Annotated in this window: 23 protein-coding genes; 15 read left to right on the top strand and 8 right to left on the bottom strand. The window is 64.1% G+C overall.

The features are described from left to right. Positions 1–10: 10 nt before the first annotated feature. Positions 11–949, top strand: a complete 939-nt coding sequence (locus tag AB4Y63_RS01225) for a LysR family transcriptional regulator (protein ID WP_441789208.1) — start codon at positions 11–13, stop codon at positions 947–949. 36 nt (positions 950–985) lie between these two features. Here AB4Y63_RS01225 and AB4Y63_RS01220 read toward each other — a convergent pair whose 3' ends face one another. Then, positions 986–1,690, bottom strand: a complete 705-nt coding sequence (locus AB4Y63_RS01220; RefSeq protein ID WP_441789207.1) for an MBL fold metallo-hydrolase — start codon at positions 1,688–1,690, stop codon at positions 986–988. Positions 1,691–1,794: 104 nt separating this feature from the next. Between AB4Y63_RS01220 and AB4Y63_RS01215 the strand changes: the two genes are divergently transcribed. Next, positions 1,795–2,379, top strand: a complete 585-nt coding sequence (locus AB4Y63_RS01215; RefSeq protein WP_441789206.1) for a TetR/AcrR family transcriptional regulator — start codon at positions 1,795–1,797, stop codon at positions 2,377–2,379. 136 nt (positions 2,380–2,515) lie between these two features. Beyond that, the gene (locus AB4Y63_RS01210) at positions 2,516–2,959 is read left to right on the top strand and encodes a YdeI/OmpD-associated family protein (RefSeq protein ID WP_441789205.1); all 444 of its coding nucleotides are present in this window, start codon (positions 2,516–2,518) and stop codon (positions 2,957–2,959) included. A 45-nt stretch (positions 2,960–3,004) separates the two neighbouring features. On the opposite strand, the gene arr is transcribed toward AB4Y63_RS01210, so the two are convergent. Further along, on the bottom strand, positions 3,005–3,433 hold the full coding sequence (arr, locus tag AB4Y63_RS01205; protein WP_441789204.1) for an NAD(+)--rifampin ADP-ribosyltransferase: 429 nt from the start codon (positions 3,431–3,433) through the stop codon (positions 3,005–3,007). Between the two features lie 495 nt (positions 3,434–3,928). Between arr and AB4Y63_RS01200 the strand changes: the two genes are divergently transcribed. Further along, a complete protein-coding gene (locus AB4Y63_RS01200; protein ID WP_441789203.1) occupies positions 3,929–4,264 on the top strand; it encodes a hypothetical protein in 336 nt (111 codons plus the stop codon). Between the two features lie 103 nt (positions 4,265–4,367). Here the strand turns inward: AB4Y63_RS01200 and AB4Y63_RS01195 are convergent, their stop codons facing one another. Continuing rightward, positions 4,368–5,798, bottom strand: a complete 1,431-nt coding sequence (locus AB4Y63_RS01195; protein WP_441789202.1) for an MFS transporter — start codon at positions 5,796–5,798, stop codon at positions 4,368–4,370. Between the two features lie 171 nt (positions 5,799–5,969). Here AB4Y63_RS01195 and AB4Y63_RS01190 point away from each other — a divergent pair, with 171 nt between their 5' ends. From AB4Y63_RS01190 to AB4Y63_RS01170, 5 genes are all read left to right on the top strand, one after another. Beyond that, on the top strand, positions 5,970–6,182 hold the full coding sequence (locus tag AB4Y63_RS01190; protein WP_441789201.1) for a heavy-metal-associated domain-containing protein: 213 nt from the start codon (positions 5,970–5,972) through the stop codon (positions 6,180–6,182). After that, positions 6,179–7,177: a heavy-metal-associated domain-containing protein gene (locus tag AB4Y63_RS01185; RefSeq protein WP_441789200.1), complete on the top strand. Its 999-nt coding sequence runs from the start codon at positions 6,179–6,181 to the stop codon at positions 7,175–7,177. The genes AB4Y63_RS01190 and AB4Y63_RS01185 overlap by 4 nt, the downstream gene beginning before the upstream one ends. A 43-nt stretch (positions 7,178–7,220) precedes the next feature. Next, positions 7,221–9,491, top strand: coding sequence for a heavy metal translocating P-type ATPase (locus tag AB4Y63_RS01180; protein ID WP_441789199.1), 2,271 nt, complete (start codon positions 7,221–7,223; stop codon positions 9,489–9,491). Positions 9,492–9,541: 50 nt separating this feature from the next. After that, a complete protein-coding gene (locus tag AB4Y63_RS01175) occupies positions 9,542–9,847 on the top strand; it encodes a YHS domain-containing protein (protein ID WP_441789198.1) in 306 nt (101 codons plus the stop codon). A 196-nt stretch (positions 9,848–10,043) separates the two neighbouring features. Continuing rightward, positions 10,044–10,352 carry a metal-sensitive transcriptional regulator gene (locus tag AB4Y63_RS01170; RefSeq protein WP_441789197.1) on the top strand — a complete coding sequence of 103 codons (309 nt, stop codon included), beginning with the start codon at positions 10,044–10,046 and terminating at the stop codon, positions 10,350–10,352. A gap of 233 nt (positions 10,353–10,585) precedes the next feature. Here AB4Y63_RS01170 and AB4Y63_RS01165 read toward each other — a convergent pair whose 3' ends face one another. Both AB4Y63_RS01165 and AB4Y63_RS01160 read right to left on the bottom strand, forming a co-directional pair. Beyond that, positions 10,586–10,996, bottom strand: coding sequence for a GntR family transcriptional regulator (locus tag AB4Y63_RS01165; protein ID WP_441789196.1), 411 nt, complete (start codon positions 10,994–10,996; stop codon positions 10,586–10,588). Further along, positions 10,993–12,039, bottom strand: coding sequence for a hypothetical protein (locus tag AB4Y63_RS01160; RefSeq protein ID WP_441789195.1), 1,047 nt, complete (start codon positions 12,037–12,039; stop codon positions 10,993–10,995). The genes AB4Y63_RS01165 and AB4Y63_RS01160 overlap by 4 nt, the downstream gene beginning before the upstream one ends. Before the next feature lie 192 nt (positions 12,040–12,231). Between AB4Y63_RS01160 and AB4Y63_RS01155 the strand changes: the two genes are divergently transcribed. The 4 genes from AB4Y63_RS01155 to AB4Y63_RS01140 all read left to right on the top strand — a co-directional run bounded on the left by AB4Y63_RS01155 (position 12,232) and on the right by AB4Y63_RS01140 (position 14,596). Next, a complete protein-coding gene (locus tag AB4Y63_RS01155; protein WP_441789194.1) occupies positions 12,232–12,564 on the top strand; it encodes a carboxymuconolactone decarboxylase in 333 nt (110 codons plus the stop codon). A gap of 108 nt (positions 12,565–12,672) precedes the next feature. Next, positions 12,673–13,056: an SHOCT domain-containing protein gene (locus tag AB4Y63_RS01150; RefSeq protein WP_441789193.1), complete on the top strand. Its 384-nt coding sequence runs from the start codon at positions 12,673–12,675 to the stop codon at positions 13,054–13,056. A 117-nt stretch (positions 13,057–13,173) separates the two neighbouring features. Beyond that, a complete protein-coding gene (locus AB4Y63_RS01145) occupies positions 13,174–13,866 on the top strand; it encodes a potassium channel family protein (protein WP_441789192.1) in 693 nt (230 codons plus the stop codon). A gap of 133 nt (positions 13,867–13,999) precedes the next feature. Next, positions 14,000–14,596: a dihydrofolate reductase family protein gene (locus tag AB4Y63_RS01140; protein WP_441789191.1), complete on the top strand. Its 597-nt coding sequence runs from the start codon at positions 14,000–14,002 to the stop codon at positions 14,594–14,596. A 98-nt stretch (positions 14,597–14,694) separates the two neighbouring features. Here AB4Y63_RS01140 and AB4Y63_RS01135 read toward each other — a convergent pair whose 3' ends face one another. Next, on the bottom strand, positions 14,695–15,291 hold the full coding sequence (locus tag AB4Y63_RS01135) for a uridine kinase family protein (RefSeq protein ID WP_441789190.1): 597 nt from the start codon (positions 15,289–15,291) through the stop codon (positions 14,695–14,697). A 234-nt stretch (positions 15,292–15,525) separates the two neighbouring features. On the opposite strand from AB4Y63_RS01135, the gene AB4Y63_RS01130 reads away from it, so the two are divergent. Next, positions 15,526–15,822: a hypothetical protein gene (locus AB4Y63_RS01130; protein ID WP_441789189.1), complete on the top strand. Its 297-nt coding sequence runs from the start codon at positions 15,526–15,528 to the stop codon at positions 15,820–15,822. A 79-nt stretch (positions 15,823–15,901) separates the two neighbouring features. On the opposite strand, the gene AB4Y63_RS01125 is transcribed toward AB4Y63_RS01130, so the two are convergent. Both AB4Y63_RS01125 and AB4Y63_RS01120 read right to left on the bottom strand, forming a co-directional pair. Continuing rightward, positions 15,902–17,440 (bottom strand): hypothetical protein, encoded by a 1,539-nt coding sequence (locus AB4Y63_RS01125; RefSeq protein WP_441789188.1) that lies wholly within the window; start codon positions 17,438–17,440, stop codon positions 15,902–15,904. Positions 17,441–17,513: 73 nt separating this feature from the next. Next, positions 17,514–18,206 carry a hypothetical protein gene (locus AB4Y63_RS01120; RefSeq protein WP_441789187.1) on the bottom strand — a complete coding sequence of 231 codons (693 nt, stop codon included), beginning with the start codon at positions 18,204–18,206 and terminating at the stop codon, positions 17,514–17,516. Between the two features lie 38 nt (positions 18,207–18,244). On the opposite strand from AB4Y63_RS01120, the gene AB4Y63_RS01115 reads away from it, so the two are divergent. Next, positions 18,245–19,951 (top strand): MFS transporter, encoded by a 1,707-nt coding sequence (locus AB4Y63_RS01115; RefSeq protein WP_441789186.1) that lies wholly within the window; start codon positions 18,245–18,247, stop codon positions 19,949–19,951. Positions 19,952–20,015 lie beyond the last annotated feature (64 nt).

Below are 20,015 nucleotides of genomic sequence, written 5' to 3'. Positions count from 1 at the left end.
GCTATTGAAAATGAACCTGGAGCAGCTCCAAAGTTTCGTGGAAGTGGCCCGCATCGGGCACTTCACCCGTGCCGCCGCGCATCTGCATTTGGCCCAGCCGTCGCTTAGCCGGCAGATTTCAGCCCTCGAAGCGGATCTCGGCGCGCCGCTCTTTCACCGAGCCAGGGGCAACATCACCCTGACCGCGGCCGGCGAGTCACTGCTTCCGCTGGCCAAGCGAATGCTCGCGGATGCCGACACCGTCAGGTACGAGATGCAGGAGCTGGCCGGCCTCCGAACAGGCCGGGTGCGCCTCGGGGCCACCCCGACGCTGTGCATCAGTCTGGTCGCCGAGGTGCTGACGTCCTTCCACGCGACGTACCCGGGTATCGACCTGCACCTGACAGAGGGTGGCTCGCACGGGCTGCTGGACGAGCTTTCCGGCGGGACGCTCGACCTGGCGCTCGTCACCACATCCGATGGCCGCCCATCTGCCACGAGCCTCCGCCGGCTTCCTCTTCTCACCGAGGAACTGGTGGTCATTGCCGCGGCCGAGAGCCCGCTTCTGCACGATCTTCAGGCTCTCACGCTCACGGAACTCGCTGCGCTCCCACTGATCACGTTCCACGAAAGCTACGATTTGCGGGCCATGACAATGCGCGCATTTCAGGAGGCCGAGCTGGTTCCGACCGTGATCCTCGAGGGTGGGGAGATGGACTCAGTGCTGCGCTGTGTAGAACGCGGTCTGGGTGTGGCGGTCGTACCCGCCATGGTCTTGGCAGACCGGCCTGGCCTGCGCTCCGTTCGGCTCACCGCGCCGCGCCTTGCCCGGTCGATCAGCCTTGCGCAGCGCAATGATGTGACTTTGACGCGTGCTGCTGAGGCGATGCAGAGTTTGATCATTGAGACGGCGAATGTGCTGTCGTCGGTCGAGGCCGGGGGTGAGGGGCTGATCACGCGGGCCGCCTAGGTTTTCGACGGTGCCGAGTGGTGCCTGGTGGTGGCCTTAGGTCCGAATCTGACGGATGGCGTCGGGGATGGATCCCGACCAGGCCGGGCCGTGACCCGGCACGATGCGATGCGCCGCGACCGCGGAGAGCGCGTCGAGGGAGCGGAGAGCTTCGGCCGGATCATCGGTGAACGGGGCCGGCTGCGGGCCCGTCACTCCGGTGAGCACGTTGCGGGTGGTGAGCGCATCGCCGACGAAGACGGTATCGACTGACGGCACGAAGACGGCGACGCTGCCCGGTGAGTGGCCGGGCATCCCGATGATCTGCGGCGAGCCGGGGAGGGCGAGCGTCTCGCCGTCGCGCATCTCGACCACCGAGCTCAGGTGCTTCGTCATCGCGCCGCCCTTGCGCACGGCGTACGCGGCGAAGCCGAGCATCGCGCCGAATCGCTTGGGTCCGCCCGGGGCGTGCGAGGTCGCTTCTCCGCGTGCCCGGGCGGCATCGGCGGAGTGCACGTACACGGGGATGCCGTGCTCGCGGCGGAGCCGTTCTGCGATGCCGATATGGTCGCTGTCGCCGTGAGTGAGCACCACCCCGCGGATGTCTGTGAGATCGCGGCCCATGTCCGCGAGTTCTGCACGAAGATCCGTCCAGTGGCCGGGCAGGCCGGCATCGATCATGGTGATTCCGTCGGGGGTCTCGATGAGGTGAAATGCCACGATGTCGTTGCCGACGCGACGGAGGCCTGGAGCGAGTTGCATTGTCTTGCACCTTTCGGATTGCTACGCTGGCTACATGGCTACGATACATAGCCATCATGGCTATAGTCAATAGCTATCGATTCTCAAGAGAGCCGCGGAGCACAATGCCAACACCTGAACGCACATCTCGCGAGGCGATCATTGCCGTTGGCCGCGACCTCCTGGAAGTGGAGGGTCTCGCCGGGCTGACCATGCGGGCGGTCGCCGACCGTGTCGGCGTCAAAGCTCCGTCACTCTACAAGCGAGTGCGAGATCGCGACGAGCTCGTTCGGCTCATCACCGAGGCGACCCTCAACGACCTCGGAGAGCATCTGCGGAGCGCCGCAGCCGAGCCGACGGATGCCGCATCGCGAGTCGCCGCGCTCGCGTTGGCATTCCGCGCATTCGCGCATCGCTTCCCGGCCGGCTTTCACCTCATCTTCGCGCTCGGGCCGGTCGGAACGCGTCCATCTCACGACCTGATCGTCGCATCGAGCGAGCCACTCCTTGAGGTTGCGGGCGCGCTCGCCGGGCCGGACCATGCGCTCGAGGCTGCGCGCACACTGACGGCGTGGGCCAACGGTTTCATCGGCATGGAGCTGGCGGGCGCTTTCAACCTCGGCGGGAACGTCGACGAAGCCTTCGCCTTCGGCATCCGCACGCTGACATCCGCGCTTCAGCTTCGCGAAGGGGTGCCTGCGGCGCGTTGATCCGGTCGCCGCGTTAGCATCGCTGTTGGACGCATCCGTTGATGCCAACCGCACCGTCTCACACCCGATGCCGACCGTCGCTGACCGCAGCACGTGCAACGCGATCGCACGATCGGCATCCGCGAAAGGATAAATCGTGGTCAGCTTCCGAACAACACTGTGGGCCGCCGGCGGCAACAACGTGGGCATCGTCGTGCCCGAGGATGTCGTGCTCGGCTTCGGCCGCGGCAAACGCGTTCCCGTCGTCGTGACCATCGATGGCGACTATTCGTACCGCAGCACCATCGCATCGATGGGCGGTCAGTTTCTGATCTCGTTCAACGCCGAGACCCGGGCTGCCACTGGCAAGGGCGCGGGCGATGAGATCGAAGTCACCCTCGACGTCGACGACGCACCGCGCACCGTCGATATCCCCGCAGCGCTGGCAGCGCAACTCGATACGGACCCGGTGGCGACGCAGGCATGGTCGGCGCTCTCGTACAGCAAGCAGCGCGCGCATGCTGAGTCGGTTGCAGGTGCGAAGAGCGACGACACCCGAACGCGTCGGGTGCAGGCGGTCATGGATGCGCTTCGAGGCTAGCTGCAGGACGGGGGGACCCGTGGTTCCATCCTGCGTTCGGGCCGTCTAGTCGTCGATCACCGCTTCGCCCCGGCGCTCCAGATCGGCGAGACCATCTCGCATGGCCTGCAACTGGTCGGCCGAATGTCCCACCCAGTCCCTCAGTTCACCGACGACCTTCACCGGCTCCCGGGTGCGGAACGAACGGGTCGGATTTCCGGGAAACCGCTTGTCCGTCACATTCGGATCGTCTTCAAGGTCGCCGAGTGGTTCCACAATGTAGATCCGGCCGGGCCCGTCGCCCACGGCAAGTTCGGCGCCCCAGGTTGCGGCATCCAGAGTTGCCGTCACGTAAATGTGGTTCGCCGTCCGGCCCCCACCGAAGTTCGAACGGCGCCCGGGCACGAGGAGATCGCCCACGGCGAGGTTCGCTTTTGTCCCGTGGAACAGCGCCCCGGACTCGTGGACCTCGAACGGTTTGGGCACCTTCGTCATGTACACCCCTCGCAGACTTGTTCTGCAGCCCCAACCGGAGCCGCCTACGAACGTGGTCTCGATTCAAGCACGAGCAACTCCCCATAGAGTCAAGGCCAGATGAAAAGTCAAACGAGCGCATTGCGAAGTCGCGGATTCCTGAGCGCCGAGGACCTGGCCTCGTTTGGTCAGATGTCAACCGAAGACCTCATTCGGAAGGTCGACTCCGACGACGCCGTCGAGCGATCTGCAGCCATCCGTTTGCTCGCACGCACGACGTCCGCGGGTGATTCGTTGAACCATATCTTCGTGGAACGACTCACCCGCGAAACCAAGCTCTACACCAAGCTCGAGATCTGTGAGGCGCTTCAGGGTGGAGGGGTACCCAGCGCGCGATTGCTCACCCTGCTGCTCGGCAAGATTGGGAAGAACCAGCACAAGCATCCCTCAGCTGAGGTGTTTAGGAAATCTAGCTATCCGCTTCCGCGAGACATCGTGGCTCGAACTCTTGCTCGGATGGATCCGCTGATTCTGCCGATGCTCATCGCCGTTCTTCGCGAGCGGCCGCGCGATGAGGTCGCGGAGGTCATCGATGCGATTGGGTTCATGTGCTTCTATGCGGCAGTGACGCCAACGGACCGATTAGCGGCATTGCGCGCACTGATTGACACCTTTCACGAGAACCCGAACGACGAACTCGTGCAATGGAAGGTCGCGCGTGCTTTCGAGAGCTTCAATCATCCGGATTGCCTCTCACTACTGAGCGTGATTGAAAGATGCGGTTCGATAGCGCCACTTCGCCACGAGGCTCAACGCTCGCTCGCGCTGGCGGTTGAGCAGCCCTCCATGTGAAGTCTCTCACTGCCGACTCGGCCGGTGACCTGCGACGAGCCGGTGTCCTGCGTCGATGAATCGGCGGCCGTGAGGCGCGCCGATTCATCGACCCAGGCGGCTGTTACACCGAGACCGATTCCTGGGACGCAGGGACGGATGCCGGTGGCTTGGTCATCGCAAGGGCGGTGATCACTGCTCCGACGAGGGCGAGGATTGCTGCGCCCAGGAAGGCGGCGGAGTAACCCTCGGTCAGCTCGACCCGTGACGGGTCGGTTCCGGACATGCCGTAGACGATTGCCGTGAGCACGGCGAGTCCAAGCGCTGACCCGATCTGGTAGCTGGTGCTCACGAGCCCCGAGGCAACGCCGGTTTCGGCGGGCGGTGCCGCGTTGATGGCGGTGCCGAGAGAGGGAACGAACGCGAGTGACATTCCGAGGGCCGCCAGGAGCGAGGCGGGAAGAACGTCGACGGCATAACTTCCGTCGGGACGCACCAGGGAAAGCCACAGGAGTCCGGCCGACAGCACAAGGAGGCCGGCGACAATCAGCGATTTCGCGCCGAATCTCGCTTGAAGCCGTGGCGCCAACGCAATCATGACGACTACGACAAGGCCGGTCATCGGGAGAAGTGCGGCACCGGCGGCGAAGGCAGACGCGCCGAGTACCTGCTGCAGGTACAGGTTCAGGAAGAACCACATCGATACCCATGCCGCACCCAGGAGGAGTTGGGCGCTGTTGGCGGCCGCAAGCAGGGGTGTGCGAAGCAGTCCGAGACGCAGCAGGGGGCTCTGACTCCGTGCCTGGATGATGAAGAAGATCACCAGCAGCACGATGCCGACGGCCAGCACGCTGAGGGTCTGCGCGGTGAGCCAACCAACATCCGGGGCGTTGACGACGGCATAGACGATTGCGGCGAGGCCGGCTGTCACGGTGAGGGCGCCGCCGATGTCGATAGAACCCGATGCCTTCCGCACGGTTCGGGGGAGTGCCGTTGCGGTGAATGCGAGCACGAAGACCGCGATCGGAATCGTGACGTAGAACACCCACGGCCAGCTCGCGTACTCGGTCAGCACGCCTCCGAGGAAGACTCCGGCGGTGCCACCGATTGGAGCTGCTGCGCCATAGACGGCGAAGGCCTTGGGAAGGTCAGATGTGCCGCCGAAGAGCATCATCAGCAGGGTCAGAGCCGCCGGCGCGATCAGTGCTGAACCGGCACCCTGAATGGCGCGGCCCGCGATCTCGAGGCCGATCGTGCTGGCGGCTCCCGCCATCAACGATCCGGCGATCAGTACAAGCCAGCCCAGAACGAAGATCTTGCGCGCGCCGAAGACATCGGCGAGACGACCGCCCAGCAGGAGGAGGCCACCGAAGGCGACCACATAGGCGTTGAACACCCACGAGAGAGACTCCGGCGTGAAGCCGAGATCTCGTTGAATGTCGGGCAGGGCGACACCGATGATCGAGGTGTCCATGATGACAACGAACTGCGCTGTGGCGATCAGCACGAGGCCGAGCCACCGCTTCGCCGGTGAGAGGGGTGGATGGGTTGACATGTGTGATTTTCCTCCTGAGAAACGGCCGGTAATACCCGGTAGGGGTATACCTTATACCCCTGGGGGGTACATGTTTCAACCGGTCACCTTTAGCTTGCTTAATACCCTGGTGGGGTATACGGTGACCTTTACAGATACCCGGTAGGGGTACCCAAGAAGTGAGGATGCGCGATGGCTACGAACGAGTACCAGGTGACAGGGATGACCTGCGGGCACTGCGAGATGTCGATCCGTGAAGAGGTCGGCGAGATCGCTGGGGTTGAGGACATTCAGGTCAGTGCACAGACGGGCACGCTCGTTGTGACGGGCTCCGATGCGGTCAACGATGCCCACGTTCTGGCCGCCGTGGAGGAGGCAGGCTACCGGGCGGTGCGAGCTGCATGAAGACTGGCGCACGTCTTGCCATCTACGGGCTCGGACTCGTCGTGGCCTGTGGCGGTGCGTTCGGCATCGCCGGCGCTGTCGTTCCCGACAGCGTCGTCACAGGGTGGACGAAAGGAAGCGAAATGAACGGTCATAACAAGGGTCACGATCCCGAAAGCACCGCGTCGGCAGTCGCAAACGCAACCGCAATTAGTGCAGCGGTCGCGGCAGCCGTGAAGGGCCTCGCGCTCGGCGCCGACGGGTATGTGCTGTCGCCGGTCGAGGCACCCGCAACGGTCGGCGACCCCGGTGAGCTGAGCTTCCAGATTCAGGATGCCTCCGGCGCTCCGGTCGCGACGTACACGACCTCCCACGATAAGGAGCTGCATCTGATCGTTGCGCGGTCGGATGGCGGCCAGTTCCGTCACGTCCACCCGACGTTGGATGAGTCAACGGGCACGTGGTCGATGCCGTGGGAATGGGCTGAAGCCGGCAGCTACCGCGTGTTTGCGGACTTCACGACTGCCGACGCATCCGCTCTGACGCTCACCCGCACCGTGCAGGTGGCCGGAGCGTTCACTCCGGTGGTGCCGCAGCCGATTCAGGTCGATCAGGTCGACGGCTTCACTGTTTCACTCGACGGCGAGATGGTGGCGGGCTCGGCCAGCGAGCTCACGATCACCGTCGACCGTGACGGTGCACCGGTCACAACGTTGGAGCCCTACCTGGGTGCATTCGGCCACCTCGTTGCGCTGCGTGAGGGCGACCTCGCCTTCTTGCACGTGCACGCCGAGGGTGAAGAACCAGTCGCGGGCGAGACGGCAGGGCCGCAGATTGAGTTTGCCGCAGAGGCTCCGACCGCGGGTCGATACCTGCTGTACCTGGACTTTCAGGTCGACGGCGAGGTTCATACCGCCGAGTTCGTGCTCGACGCCGGCCACGCCGCCGCTCCCACCGACGCCCACAGCGACGGATCCGCGAACACCGAGAGCGCAACGCATCCGGAGGGGCACTGACCGTCAGGTCTCGCCTTTCTACAGCTAGCAGAAGGAACAGCACATGAGCACAACAGCGCCCCCGAGTGTGGGCACAGGCATCGAGTTGGAGATCGGCGGGATGACCTGCGCCTCCTGCGCGATGCGGATCGAAAAGAAGCTGAACAAGCTCGACGGCGTCACCGCAACCGTGAACTACGCAACCGAGAAGGCGAAGGTCACTGTGCCCGACGGGTACGACCCGGCGCTGCTGATCGCCGAGGTCGAGAAGACCGGATACAGCGCCGTGGTGCCCGCCCCGAAGGGCAAGACGAAGGATGGCGCGGGCTCCGTTGACGCCGACGACGCAGACCCGGAGCTGCTGTCACTGCGCAATCGGCTGATCGGTTCGATCGTGCTGACCCTTCCCGTGATCGCGATGGCGATGATCCCCGCGTTGCAGTTCACCTACTGGCAGTGGGCGTCACTCGCGCTGGCTGCCCCTGTGATCCTGTGGGCGGCGTGGCCGTTCCACAAGGCGGCGTGGACGAATCTCAAGCACGGCGCCGCGACGATGGACACCCTGATTTCCATGGGTACCTCCGCTGCGTTCCTCTGGTCGCTGTATGCGCTGTTCTTCGGCACCGCCGGAACCCCGGGGATGACGCACCCGTTCGAGTTCGCGTTGGCGCCCTCCGATGGCGCGGCAAACATTTACCTCGAGGTGGGCGCCGGTGTGACGATGTTCATCCTCGGCGGCCGCTACTTCGAGAAGCGCTCGAAGAAGCAGGCCGGCGCAGCATTGCGCGCACTGCTCGAGCTCGGCGCGAAGGAGGTGTCGGTGCTGCGCGGTGGGGTGGAGACGAAGATCCCCGTCGAGGACTTGCACGTCGGTGACGAATTCATCGTTCGCCCGGGGGAGAAGATCGCCACCGACGGCGTCGTGGTCTCCGGGTCGAGCGCAGTGGACGCATCCATGCTCACCGGCGAAGCGGTGCCGGTCGAGGTCGCCGAGGGAGACAGCGTCACCGGGGCCACGACGAATGTCGGCGGCCGGCTCTCGGTGCGTGCTACCAGAGTCGGGTCGGACACGCAGTTGGCGCAGATGGCCCAGCTCGTGGAAAATGCCCAGACCGGCAAGGCCGAAGTACAGCGCCTCGCCGACCGGATCTCTGGCGTGTTCGTGCCGATCGTGATCGTGATCGCCTTCGCTGCGCTCGGCGGATGGCTCGGCGCCGGTTTTCCGGTGACTGCGGCATTCACCGCGGCGGTCGCGGTGCTCGTGATCGCGTGCCCCTGCGCGCTGGGCTTGGCGACGCCGACGGCGCTGCTGGTGGGTACCGGCCGCGGGGCACAGATGGGCGTGCTCATCAAGGGCCCGGAAGTGCTGGAATCCACCCGCACCGTCGACACCGTCGTGCTGGACAAGACCGGAACGGTCACCACCGGCAAGATGACTCTCGTCGATGTGTTCGTCGAAGCCGGCATCGATCGCGCCGAACTGTTGCGTCTGGCCGGAGCATTGGAGGATGCCTCTGAACACCCGATCGCGCAGGCGATCGCGAAGGGCGCGACGCAGGAAGTGGGAACGCTGCCGACTCCTGAAGGCTTCGCGAACATCGAAGGCAAGGGCGTTCAGGGCATTGTCGATGGCCACGCCGTACTGGTTGGCCGCGAGTCGCTACTGGCCGAATGGTCGCTGCATCTGAGCCGTGAGCTCGCGTCGACGAAGGCGCGCGCCGAGGGCGAAGGCAAGACGGTGGTTGCCGTGGGCTGGGACGGCCAGGCACGAGGCATCCTCGTCGTCGCCGACACGGTGAAGCCGACCAGCGCCGAAGCGATCGCACAATTCAAGGCGATCGGGTTGACACCGATCCTGCTCACCGGCGACAACGAGGCAGTCGCCCGGCGAATCGCCACCGAGGTGGGCATTGAGCAAGTCATCGCCGAGGTTCTTCCGAAGGACAAGGTCGATGTGATTGTCCGGCTGCAGAAGGAAGGCCGGATCGTCGCGATGATCGGCGACGGCGTCAACGACGCCCCCGCGCTGGCCCAGGCCGACCTCGGTCTGGCGATGGGCACCGGCGCGGATGTCGCGATCGAAGCATCCGATATCACCCTGGTGCGTGGCGACCTGCGCAGTGCGGTCGACGCCATCCGGCTCTCCCGCAAGACGCTCGGAACCATCAAGACCAATCTCTTCTGGGCGTTCGCCTACAACGTCGCGGCAATCCCTGTCGCAGCGCTCGGAATGCTCAACCCCATGCTCGCCGGGGCCGCGATGGCGCTCTCCAGCGTTTTCGTTGTCGGCAACAGCCTGCGCTTGCGCGGGTTCAAGAGTGTCGCAAAGCAATAGCTCGACCAACCCCACACCACCCACAGAAAACACGAAGGGAATCACCCACAATGACGAACGACCTCGAGGCGACCTCCAGCTGCTGCAGCACCAGCACCAGCACCAGCACCAGCACCAGCACCAGCACATCCACCTTTACTGCGGCCGGCGACGCAAGCGAGAACCTGATGGCCAGCGGCGCAGCTGACGACATGACGACCTGCCCGGTCATGGTCGGCAACCCCGTCAGTAAGACGGCGGCCGAAGCGACCGGTCTCTATCGCGACTACGAGGGCGAGCGGTACTACTTCTGCTGCGGCGGTTGCGGGCCGGCATTCGACTCGGATCCGGCCACGTACGCCGCCAACATGGCGTAACCACGCGGATGCGGGGTTCGCGGTCTGAGATTTTGGTGCCGCGGACCCCGACGCGAGAAGCGCGTAGATCAGCAGAAAGCGGCACAGGGCGGCAGATAGTCTGTCACCACAGGGATGACCGCAACGTCGCCCCGGGAACTTCACAACTCCACCCGCACCCTGCCCATTCTGATCGCTGGAACGTTAGGAACGTACGATGTCACCCTCCGAGACCTCCGCAGAAACCCACGGGTACATCAGCGACAAGGACAAGTACCTCAAGCGCATGGGGCGCATCGAGGGTCAGGCTCGTGGAATCTCCAAGATGATCGACGATGAGAAATACTGCATCGACATCCTCACCCAAGTCAGCGCACTCACCAGTGCGCTGCAGGTCGTCGCGCTCGGCCTGCTCGACGATCACCTCAAGCACTGCGTTCTCGACGCGGCGAAGCTCGGTGAAGACGAGGCCGCCGCTAAGATCAAGGAAGCCAGCGACGCGATCAGTCGACTCGTCCGCTCCTGACTAACTCCGGCATGGGTAAGGCTGTAGGGGGCGAGGCCCAAACGCTCATCCTGATCACTGGTCTGCGGCCAAGCGCTCCTGGCCAAGCCGCTTCTCGGTTGAACGCGCGGTTCCAGAGTTCGACTCTGCCTCTGCCTTCCGTGATGGCATCATCGCACTATGCGAGCCCGTCCAGGTTCATCGGGTCGGTGGCGGCGCTGCAATAGTCGGCGGCGCTGACCAAGGCTGTACCTTCAACCAGGGACGGGAGACTCCGCGTCCGGCGGCGCGGATGCGTGAGATCCGGCCTGCCAGATGACGCGCAATACGTCGATGACATCGTCAGAGTTGGCGCCGACCGTTTCGGCCTCGGCAACGAGTTCGCGAATGCGCCGGACGACGGACCCGGGGAGCACGGCCGCTGACGCGGCGACACGCGTACCGGCGGCAGTGCGAGTGACAACCAGTCCGTCTCGTTCGAGTAGCTTGTAGGCCTTCGCCGCGGTGCCGGGGGCCACTCCGAGGTCGCTTGCGGTCTGTCGCACGGTGGGCAATCGTTCGCCAGCCCCGAGCTGGCCGGATGCAATCAGGCCGCGGAACTGGCGGTAAATGTCGAGAGCAGGACTCGACTCGTCAGCCGGCGGCAGGATGGGCTGCGTGCTCATCGAACGGACTCCGATTCCGGGCTGCGCTCAACGCGATCCTGCGGCAGTCCGACAGTCTTCACGCGAAACGAACGACATGCGACGAACAGCAACAGCGCGAACGCCGTGATTTCGAGCGCCGGAGCCAGCCAGCCTGCCGCTGTCGCGAACTCCGCATACCGCCACGTGGTGTCATACGAATTGCTTTGCCCGTCACGCTCGACAATCATTCGTGAGATCGTGCCGCTCCGGTCGATGAATCGAAAGGCGCCGCCGAGTGCGAGCAGCATGCCAGCGGTCGCGATTCGCACTACATCGGTCGCGATCCCGACCCGTGCTTTCCTTTCGGCGCCAACCGTATCCGGCCGAAAGTAGGGGCGTGCCGCATTGCTGCGAAGCGTCGCCCACGTCACGGCAATGAGTGCAGCGAGACAGATGATGACTGGCACTCCGAACGACCATCCGTAGAACCAGGGGCGCAGTGCTTCGATCGGCACGTTCGGCACAGGGATTTCAAGATAGATGTACCGGCCGGCATCATCCGCTGACGATGCCATTCCGGCGGTAATGGTCGTCGTGAGGAGGGTGACCAGCGCAGCGCCGGCGCCGATGAGCCCAGCGCGGGGGCTGAAGCTCGTCCAAGTTCGTGGTGCGGTCGGCACGACCGGTAGTTCGGAATACGTCGTACCCCTGAACACGATGAGGCCCAGCGTGATAGCGAGACTGAGGGATGCGGCGAACACCGGGGTGGCATACTGCCACCATTCGACGACGTTGACGAGGTTCAACAGGTATCCGCGCACGATGTTCTCGATGGCGAAAACCAGGATCACCCCGATTGCGCCGACGCTGAGTGCGCGATGCTCAAGCACGTATCGCGCCGCGTTCGACGGACTCCCGGCGTCGGTCCGCGTCACAAGACGAGCGCGCCGGTTGCGCCGCCGCCTCATGAGATGAACAACCGTGACGATGAGTGAGGCGACAGCCAGAGAAAATAGCGGCAGCGTGAAGGCGGCAGCCACAAGTTCGCCCGGGCTGAGAGAAGAGATGGTGCTCCACGACACGGTGACACCTTTCGTTTGTTGTGCCACATGTCTAGCACAAGTTGTAGCAACTGACCAGTACAAGCTGCATCACTACTAGGACCGAGACCGCTTCTCACCCTCTTTGCAGGATGCAAGCCGCAGAGCGTCAAGCTCCAATGATCGAGGGTGGCGTCGTCGCCCCATGAATCACCGACCGATTGGAAGCAAAAAATGTCCGATTCGACACTTGACACTCCGGTTCTCGACCTCCTGGCCAGCATGACGGCGGCATCGGTCGAAGCATCGGTACTCGACTCCGAGACCCTCATGCTTGTGCGGGTGGCCGCGCTGGTCGCAGTTGGTGCGCCACCGGTGTCATATGCGCTGAACCTCTCGGCCGGCGGGGAAGTAGGCCTCGATTCCGATGACCTTCGCGGCGTTCTCACCGCCATCGCCCCGATTGTCGGCACTGCCCGTATCGCCGAGGCAACGAGCAACATCGTCGAGGCTCTTGCGGCCGAAATCGAGATTGCCGAACTCGAGGACGATCTCGACGAGGAGTAGCCGGCCCCGGAATCATCCATTTCGGATGAGGCAGGGTTGCTGGCCGCCCCGAAGAATTCAGTCAAACTCGGCGTGCGGTGCACGCCGCAAAGCGGAAGGCAGCAGCACATGAGTTTTTGGGACTACCTCGTCTGGTTTTTCTGGTTCTACATCTTCGTCACCTGCATTTGGATCTTCATCACGGTCATGATCGATGTCTTCCGCGACCGGACCTTGAACGGCTGGGAGAAGGCGCTCTGGGTCATCTTCCTAGTGCTCGTGCCGTACTTGGCTGCCTTGATCTATCTGATCGCGCGCGGCCGGGGTATGGCGGAGCGCCGAGCGGGTGAGATGCGGCAATCGCAGGCGGCGACGGATGACTACATTCGAACGGTTGCGAGCACCTCGAGTCCGACCGCCGAAATTGAGAAGGCCAAGTCACTGCTCGACTCGGGCGCGATCACCCAAGCCGAGTACGACGCACTCAAGTCCAAAACGCTGGCAAACGCTTGACGCCAGACCAACCTTTGGTCTCGGGCTTCTGCCCGTAGAGTTCGCCGGGTCAGCCCTCCGTATGAACGTTCCCGCCCCGCCCCGCGCGGTGGCGGCTAGAAAACGGAGGCTGCCCCGGTGAACACCGAAAAAGTGGATGCGGCCCGGCGGCAGCTGTGGGAGAACCGAACCGGGACGCCACTTCTGATTGCGTCGGCGTTCTTCTTGTTCGGGTACTCCGTTTTGGTGCTTGTGCCCGAACTGGCGCAAGCATGGCAGGTCGCGCTGACCGTCATCCTCGGTCTGATCTGGGTGGCGTACATCGTTGACCTGATTGTGCGGGTGTCGCTGACTCCGCGACGCTCCCGGACACGGTTCCTCCGAACGCATAGTGCGGAGGTAGCATCCGCCGTGGTGCCCATATTTCGTCCGTTTCAATTGCTGACGTTGCTGCCACGCCTCCGCTGGTTCCGGGGGAACAGCGGTGGCTCGGTGCGATCCCGCCTGGTCGTGGCCGCGCTCGCATTCGCGACGCTCTTCATCTACGTGATCGCTCTGGCGGTGCTCGCGGTCGAACGCGATGCGCCAAATGCGACGATCGTGAGTTTCGGAGACTCGATCTGGTGGGCCTGTGTGACCGTAGCCACGGTTGGTTACGGCGACTATACGCCCGTCACCGTTACGGGCCGATTGCTGGCGGTGGTGTTAATGGCGGGCGGTATCGCGATCATCGGCACGGCCAGCGCGACGATCGTCTCCGTTCTCAACGAACGCATCACGCATGTGCGCCAAAGTCATGCTGAAGGCGACGATTCATCTCCCGACGCTTGAGAGGCGAAGCATCTCCGACGTTCGACAAGCGAGTCGGAACCATATGGAGCGGTGTCGGGGCAAGGTCATTTCACGAAATGTGATGTCGGAATATGGTCGGGGATGTGCCGCCACGACACAAGGAGGAACCGACATGAGCTCAGTAGTGGTCCAATCGTTTATCACCCTCGACGGCGTCGTCCAAGCACCCGGTGGTCCGGAAGAAGACACGGAAGATGGCTTCGCGTACGGCGGGTGGCAAGACAGGGATGCCGGCGGCGGCATCGTCGCAGAATGGGAGAGCAAGACCGAAGCGTTGCTGCTCGGGCGCAAGACCTATGAGATCTTCGCCGGAGCGTGGGGCTTGTGGGACGAGAACGCCGAGGGCTTCGAGGGCGAGCTGACTCGGCTATACAACCGCATCCCCAAGTACGTTGCTTCGCGCACGCTGACCGAGCTCGGCTGGAAGAACTCACATCTCCTCGGCTCCGATGTGCCGGCCGCAGTTGCGAAGCTGCGCGAACAGCCAGGTGGAGAGATTCGCATCTGGGGGAGCAGCCAACTGATCAAGTCGCTGGCCGAACACAACCAGATCGACGAGTACCGCCTCGTCGTCTACCCCCTTGTGCTGGGCACCGGCAAGAAGCTGTTTTCCGACGGGTTTCCGTTTACTCGGTTTTCCTTGGCCGAGAGTCTCGCCCTGCCCTCTGGTGTTGTGATCAATACCTATCGGCCCTCCCAAGCTCGTTGAGCACAGAGACATCCATTCAACCGTCGTACCTCTGAAATTCGCTCCAATTGTGGAGTCGTGATCTGTTTGACCCGTTATTGGGGCTCTATTTGTCTCAACTACGTAGCGTCAGAGCGAACGTTGGCGACCCAGTCGTACAACTCGTCGGCCGAAGAGCGCGGGTCAAACCGTTCAGCAAAATCAATCTCGTTCGGAGCCCAGACCCGGTCCCACAGCTGATCGTGGTCGCGACCGAGATCCTTGTCCCGAGCTTTACCCTGAGCGACCGCACGCTGGAGGTCGACATCCACCCAGATGCTCAGGTCGATGATTTCGAGACAATCTGGATGGAACAGTCCGATCAGGTCGATAATGAGCACCTCGCACGGCGGAAGCACCGTGAACGGGCCAAGCCGACTCTGAGTCCAGTCGTATCGCTGGAACCGAACTTCCCGATGCGATTCGAACGGTCGAATTACGTCCTCGGCCAGTCGCTCGCGAGCAACTCCGTCCCAATCGCTCGAACGTCGATGAGATCTCTGGGGGTCAAGGAAGTCATCGCCGCGGAGCCGAACCCAGTCCGGCGATTGCGATGCGAGTTCGCGTGCAAGCGTCGATTTTCCAGATCCACAGAATCCGGAGATGCCAATCACAATCCGACCCCGCTCAGCGTTCAACTTCCGTATGCGATCCACCAGCTGTGCTTGATTCGCCATCCGATGATGCTATCGAGCTAGAGAACTCTTCAACTCGGGTAAAGAAATTTGAGGTGGATCGGGCGCACCAGGGCAGTAGGCTGCAAGAACTTCACACAGTGTTTCGAAAATCTCGTGCTCGAAATCGAGGGATGACGACTGGAGAGTGTCCTCATGGCTCAGGCCGACATAGCTCGTGCACTGGTCGAGGACGAGCGACGAATTCGAGCACTCCGCTTGGGCACTCTTCGCATTGTGCTCGGCATCGTGCTTGTCATGGGCGCATGGTTCCTGCTGCCGTTCGGCATCTCTCAGCTCACGACAGGATCGATTACCGCGCTGCCGGTGCTTGAAGTGATCGGCGGTGCTGCGCTGCTGGCCCGGGGCGTCGTCATAGTCGTCCGAGAAGTTCGGGCTCGGCGCAGGGCAGAACGCCTGCGCGCATCCTTCTCAGAAAGTGGCAAGGCGAACCCGTTGTTCGATGAAGATCGGCGGCCGCTTCCGACGGGTGGAATTCCCATCGCTTGGATGGGGAACGTGCCCGGAAGTTGATGCGTCGGGTCCGGAGCCAGCATCACAATCGGAACCGTGCGCGCCGTGATCGCAGCCGCGAGCCTGAACTCGCGGCCGCTCAGTCGTCGAGAGCTCCTTCGATGAGCGGTTCGAGGGCGCGGTAGGCCTCGGGGGAGAGGCCGGCGGTGAGAACGTTGATTGCATCGATCGCCTCGTCGCGCTCCAGAGTGAAGAGGAAGTGGCGCTTGCTGTTGAGAGCGGCGATGATGTCGAGGAAGTCGGTTACCGCTGCGACCACGGCCGTCGCATACTCCGTGACATCGGTGAGGGTCGTGTCGGCCTCGCGCACCTTCCGTAGCGCAGCAACGAACGCGGCAGTGGCCTTCTTCGCCGTGGCATCAGGGATGCCCTCGCGTCCGTCCCAGCGGCGCAGCGGGTTGTGCAGGTTCTCCGCCAGCCATTCGGATTTGCGGGGTCGGCGCACGGTCAGCTCGACGCGGGGAGATTTCCGGTACGCGGCGCGCACGCTCGCGGCGACATCGACGGGCACGCTGTCGAGGTCGAGGCTCGTCAGCATGGGGAGTTCGGCCGGGCTCGGGAAGGACTTGGGCTCGTAGCCGAATAGATCGCACATCCACAGAGTCTCTAAGTTCTGCAGCGCTCGCAGCTCTGAAAGCTCGTCGAGGAGCCCCGGCGCACCGAAGAGGTGCAGCCAGGAGACGAGGGGGAAGAATTCGGACACGTCCGAGAGGCTCAAGGCCTCGATCGCCCCGATCCGCAGTCCCTCCACGCGGTCGAGCCCACGTACGGGCGGAACGGCTCCGGTGAGGTGAACGGACACCCAACGACCATCCTGCTCAGCCCTGACCTGCAGCGCAGGGTCGGACGGGGCACCCGCGCCGCGCAGAATAAGGAGGTCCAGGCTCGCGGGAAGAACGAGCCGTTCGAGCCCCGTGATGTCCAGTGAGAGCCGGTTGAGGTTCGTACGGGAGAAATCAAGTTCACGCTGGCTATGTCCGGTGAGGGTCAGCTCTGTGGCCAAGGGTGACGACTCCAGGAACTGCAGGAGATCATCGCGCCAAGAGTGGAGTGTGACCTGGTGGAGCGCGGGCCAGGCGAGCAATGCATCCATGCGGAAGTCGGTACCGATCTGGTACCCCGCGTCATCGCTGAAGCTGAGTGCCGCGCCCAGGCGGGCCGCGTACGGCTCGCGAGAGTAGGTGAGCCCCGGAGTGATTGCCGTCTCCTCGCTGTCCACCACCGCCTTGAACGCCGACCTGGTGTCGCTCGGGATCGAGTCCCAGCGATGCTGGCGCTCGACCTGGCGTGCGAAGTCCCACGAGGCGGAGGAGCGGGAGACTGTTTCGCCCGTCACCGGGAGTGTGCCGATTCGCCGGTATGCGGCCGGCACTGCGAGGGGAACGTTCTTGAGGATCTCCTCCGGGCGCCAGAACATGAAGTCCCGCACCATCCGCGGCACGCCCTCCACCTCTGCGATCTCAGGCGCCGCGGTTCCCGTCCATGCCAGCACCGCGACGGTCGCCAGACCCCTGTTCTCGTCGATCGCGACGACCTGACACGCCCCGAATCGTGCTATCCGCTCGAGCGGAAACGCGAAGACGTCTCCGGGTGCTGCGTGGGATTCAGGTTCGGTCATCATGCTCCTCCGCGACCTTCGATCGCATCGCTGGTGAGCATTTCGTGCCCCCTGTTGCTCTGCATCGTCGTGATCAGCTCTCCCAATCGATGCTTTTCACTGTCCGCTCGGGAGTGAACTTGACGGCCAAGACTTGGTCGGATTCGAACGGGGGAAGAATGAAGTCGATCCAGCACGCCAATTGGTTTGAGTCGTCGCGCGTCAGGACGAACGACTTGGGGATGAACAGCGTGATGACTTGTTCTGCGTTGATCCGGCCGGTGCGGAAGTCCTGCAGGGTGGCGTCGAGGTGGGGGCGGGTCAGTTCCTCGGCGTGGAATTCGACGAAGGGAAGCACTTGGCCGCCGTTGACGAGGTCACCCTCAAGGGCATCGTTGCCGGTTCGAAGTAGTTCGGGGAATGCGTCGAGGATGTCGCTGACTTGGAGCAGAAGGGTGTCGTCGTCGCTCACGGCATCGAAGATATGCAACCACGTCCGGACAGGACCGTTGTCGGTTTGGAAAGTGATGTCGTCGGCGTAACCCTCGGCAGTGTCGAAAGTGAGTTGTCCGGCTCGTTGCGTGGCGATGGTGGTGTGCATGCACCCAGTATCTCGAACACCACGACGATCGCTGCGATCGCCGTGGTGCAGATCACCGCTGCTGCGACCACGCGCGCGCGCTGCCGTTCCCGGTCTCATCGGTGGACGGTCGCAGCATCCGCCGTCGAGTCGGACTGGACGCTCGAGATTCAGGGCACCGAGACCTTGGCCTTCCTTCATGCCCAAGCCTCAACAGCGTCGGCGGACCAGCCTAGGATCTCCCCATGGGAGTCGACGCACGCCGGGGCAGGCTTGGCCAAGCAGCCGCTGCCTTCACGAGCAATGCGCGCAACCCCAACCTGCGCCGCGCCCAGATGAGCTTTCTCGGAGCCTGGACCGCCGAGTGGGCCTTCACCGTCGCGCTCGGAATCGTCGCCTACCGCGACGGCGGAGCGACCGCGCTCGGGCTGGTGGGACTGCTTCGGATGGTGCCGTCCGCGATCCTCGCCCCGCTGCTGTCTCCGATCGCCGACCGCGGGCGCCGAGAGAGGGTGCTCATCCTGGTGTCCACGATTCGCGGAGTCGCGACCGCCGGTGCCGCCGTGGTCGCTGCGGTGGCGGGTCCGCCGATGGTCATCTACCTGCTTGCCGTGCTGTCGACGATCGCGGCCACCCTCTACCGCCCGGCGCACTCTGCGCTGTTGCCATCGCTCTGCCGCACCGGGTACGAGCTCGCCAGCGCCAATGTCGTGCGGGGGCTGCTCGACTCCGCAGCCACCCTCGTGGGTCCGCTGCTGGCAGCGGTGCTGCTCCAATTCACCGGCGTCGACGTCGTCTTCGCGGTCGCGGCCGCGTCGTCATTCTGGGCGGCCGCCCTGCTCCTGCGGCTGCGGTACGACGCCCCACCGCGACCTCCGGCGCCGCGGCGCCCCAATCTGGTTCGGGAGGCAGCTGAGGGGATTCGGGCAGTTGCGCAGAATCGTGACCTGACGCTCATCCTGGGTCTCGCTGCGGCCCAGGCCCTCACCCGGGGCGCGCTCACCGTGCTCTCGGTTGTGGTGGCGATCGAGCTGCTCGGAACCGGCGAGCCCGGCGTGGGTGCACTGATGGCCGCCGTCGGGGTGGGCGCGGTTCTGGGGTCGCTCGCGGCTTCGCTTCTCGTCGGAACCGGACGACTGGGCGCGTGGTTCGCCGTCGGGGTCGGCCTGTGGGGATTGCCGATCGCCCTTGTCGGGCTGGTGCCACAGCAGTCCGCGGCTCTCGGCCTGTTGGCCCTAGTCGGGGTCGGCAATGCCCTGATCGATGTCGCCGGGTTCACCCTGATCGGTCGGATGGCCCCCGACGAGGTGCTGGCCCGGGTCTTCGGCGTGCTGGAGAGTCTGGTCACCGTGTTCATCGGGATCGGGGCCATCGTCGCGTCGTTGATGATCGACTGGTTCGGTGTGCAGACCGCGCTCGTGACGATCGGACTGGTGTGCCCGGTTCTGGCGGCGGCTGCCTGGCGACGATTGCGATCCCTCGACCGCTCCGTGGACATCCTGGACCTGGATACCGGACTGCTGCAGCGGGTGCCGATGTTCCGCCCTCTGCCGCTACCCGCTGTCGAGCGGCTGGCCCGGGGTCTGGAACCGGTCAGCGTGGCCACGGGTCACGTGGTGTTCGCCCAGGGGGACATCGGCGACCGGTACTACCTGATCGAGTCGGGGAAGGCGGATGTGATGGGCGACGGTCGGGTCATCGCAACACTCGGACCAGGGGAGGGCTTCGGTGAGATCGCGCTGCTTCGCCGCACCCGCCGAACGGCCACCGTGGTGGCCAGAAGCGACCTGCGGCTGCAGGCGTTGGAATCGGACCGGTTCCTCCCCGTTGTGCTCGGCTACACGCCGAGCGCTCAGCAGGCGTCGACGGCCGTCGACGTGCTGTTGGATCGCTTTGACCCGAAGAGTCCGTTCGAGGATCCGCCGCCGGCGCCGCCTGCGCCGAAACAGTAGGAGTCGTCGCTGTCGTGGTCGTGGTCGTCAGGGCCTCGCTGGTTGAGTAACGCCGGCTTTGGGT

It is taken from the genome of Leifsonia sp. YAF41 (genome assembly GCF_052113185.1).
GTDB lineage: Bacteria > Actinomycetota > Actinomycetes > Actinomycetales > Microbacteriaceae > Cryobacterium.
The sequence above is the reverse complement of the archived record's forward strand: the minus strand, read 5'-3'. Positions and strand labels throughout refer to the sequence as shown.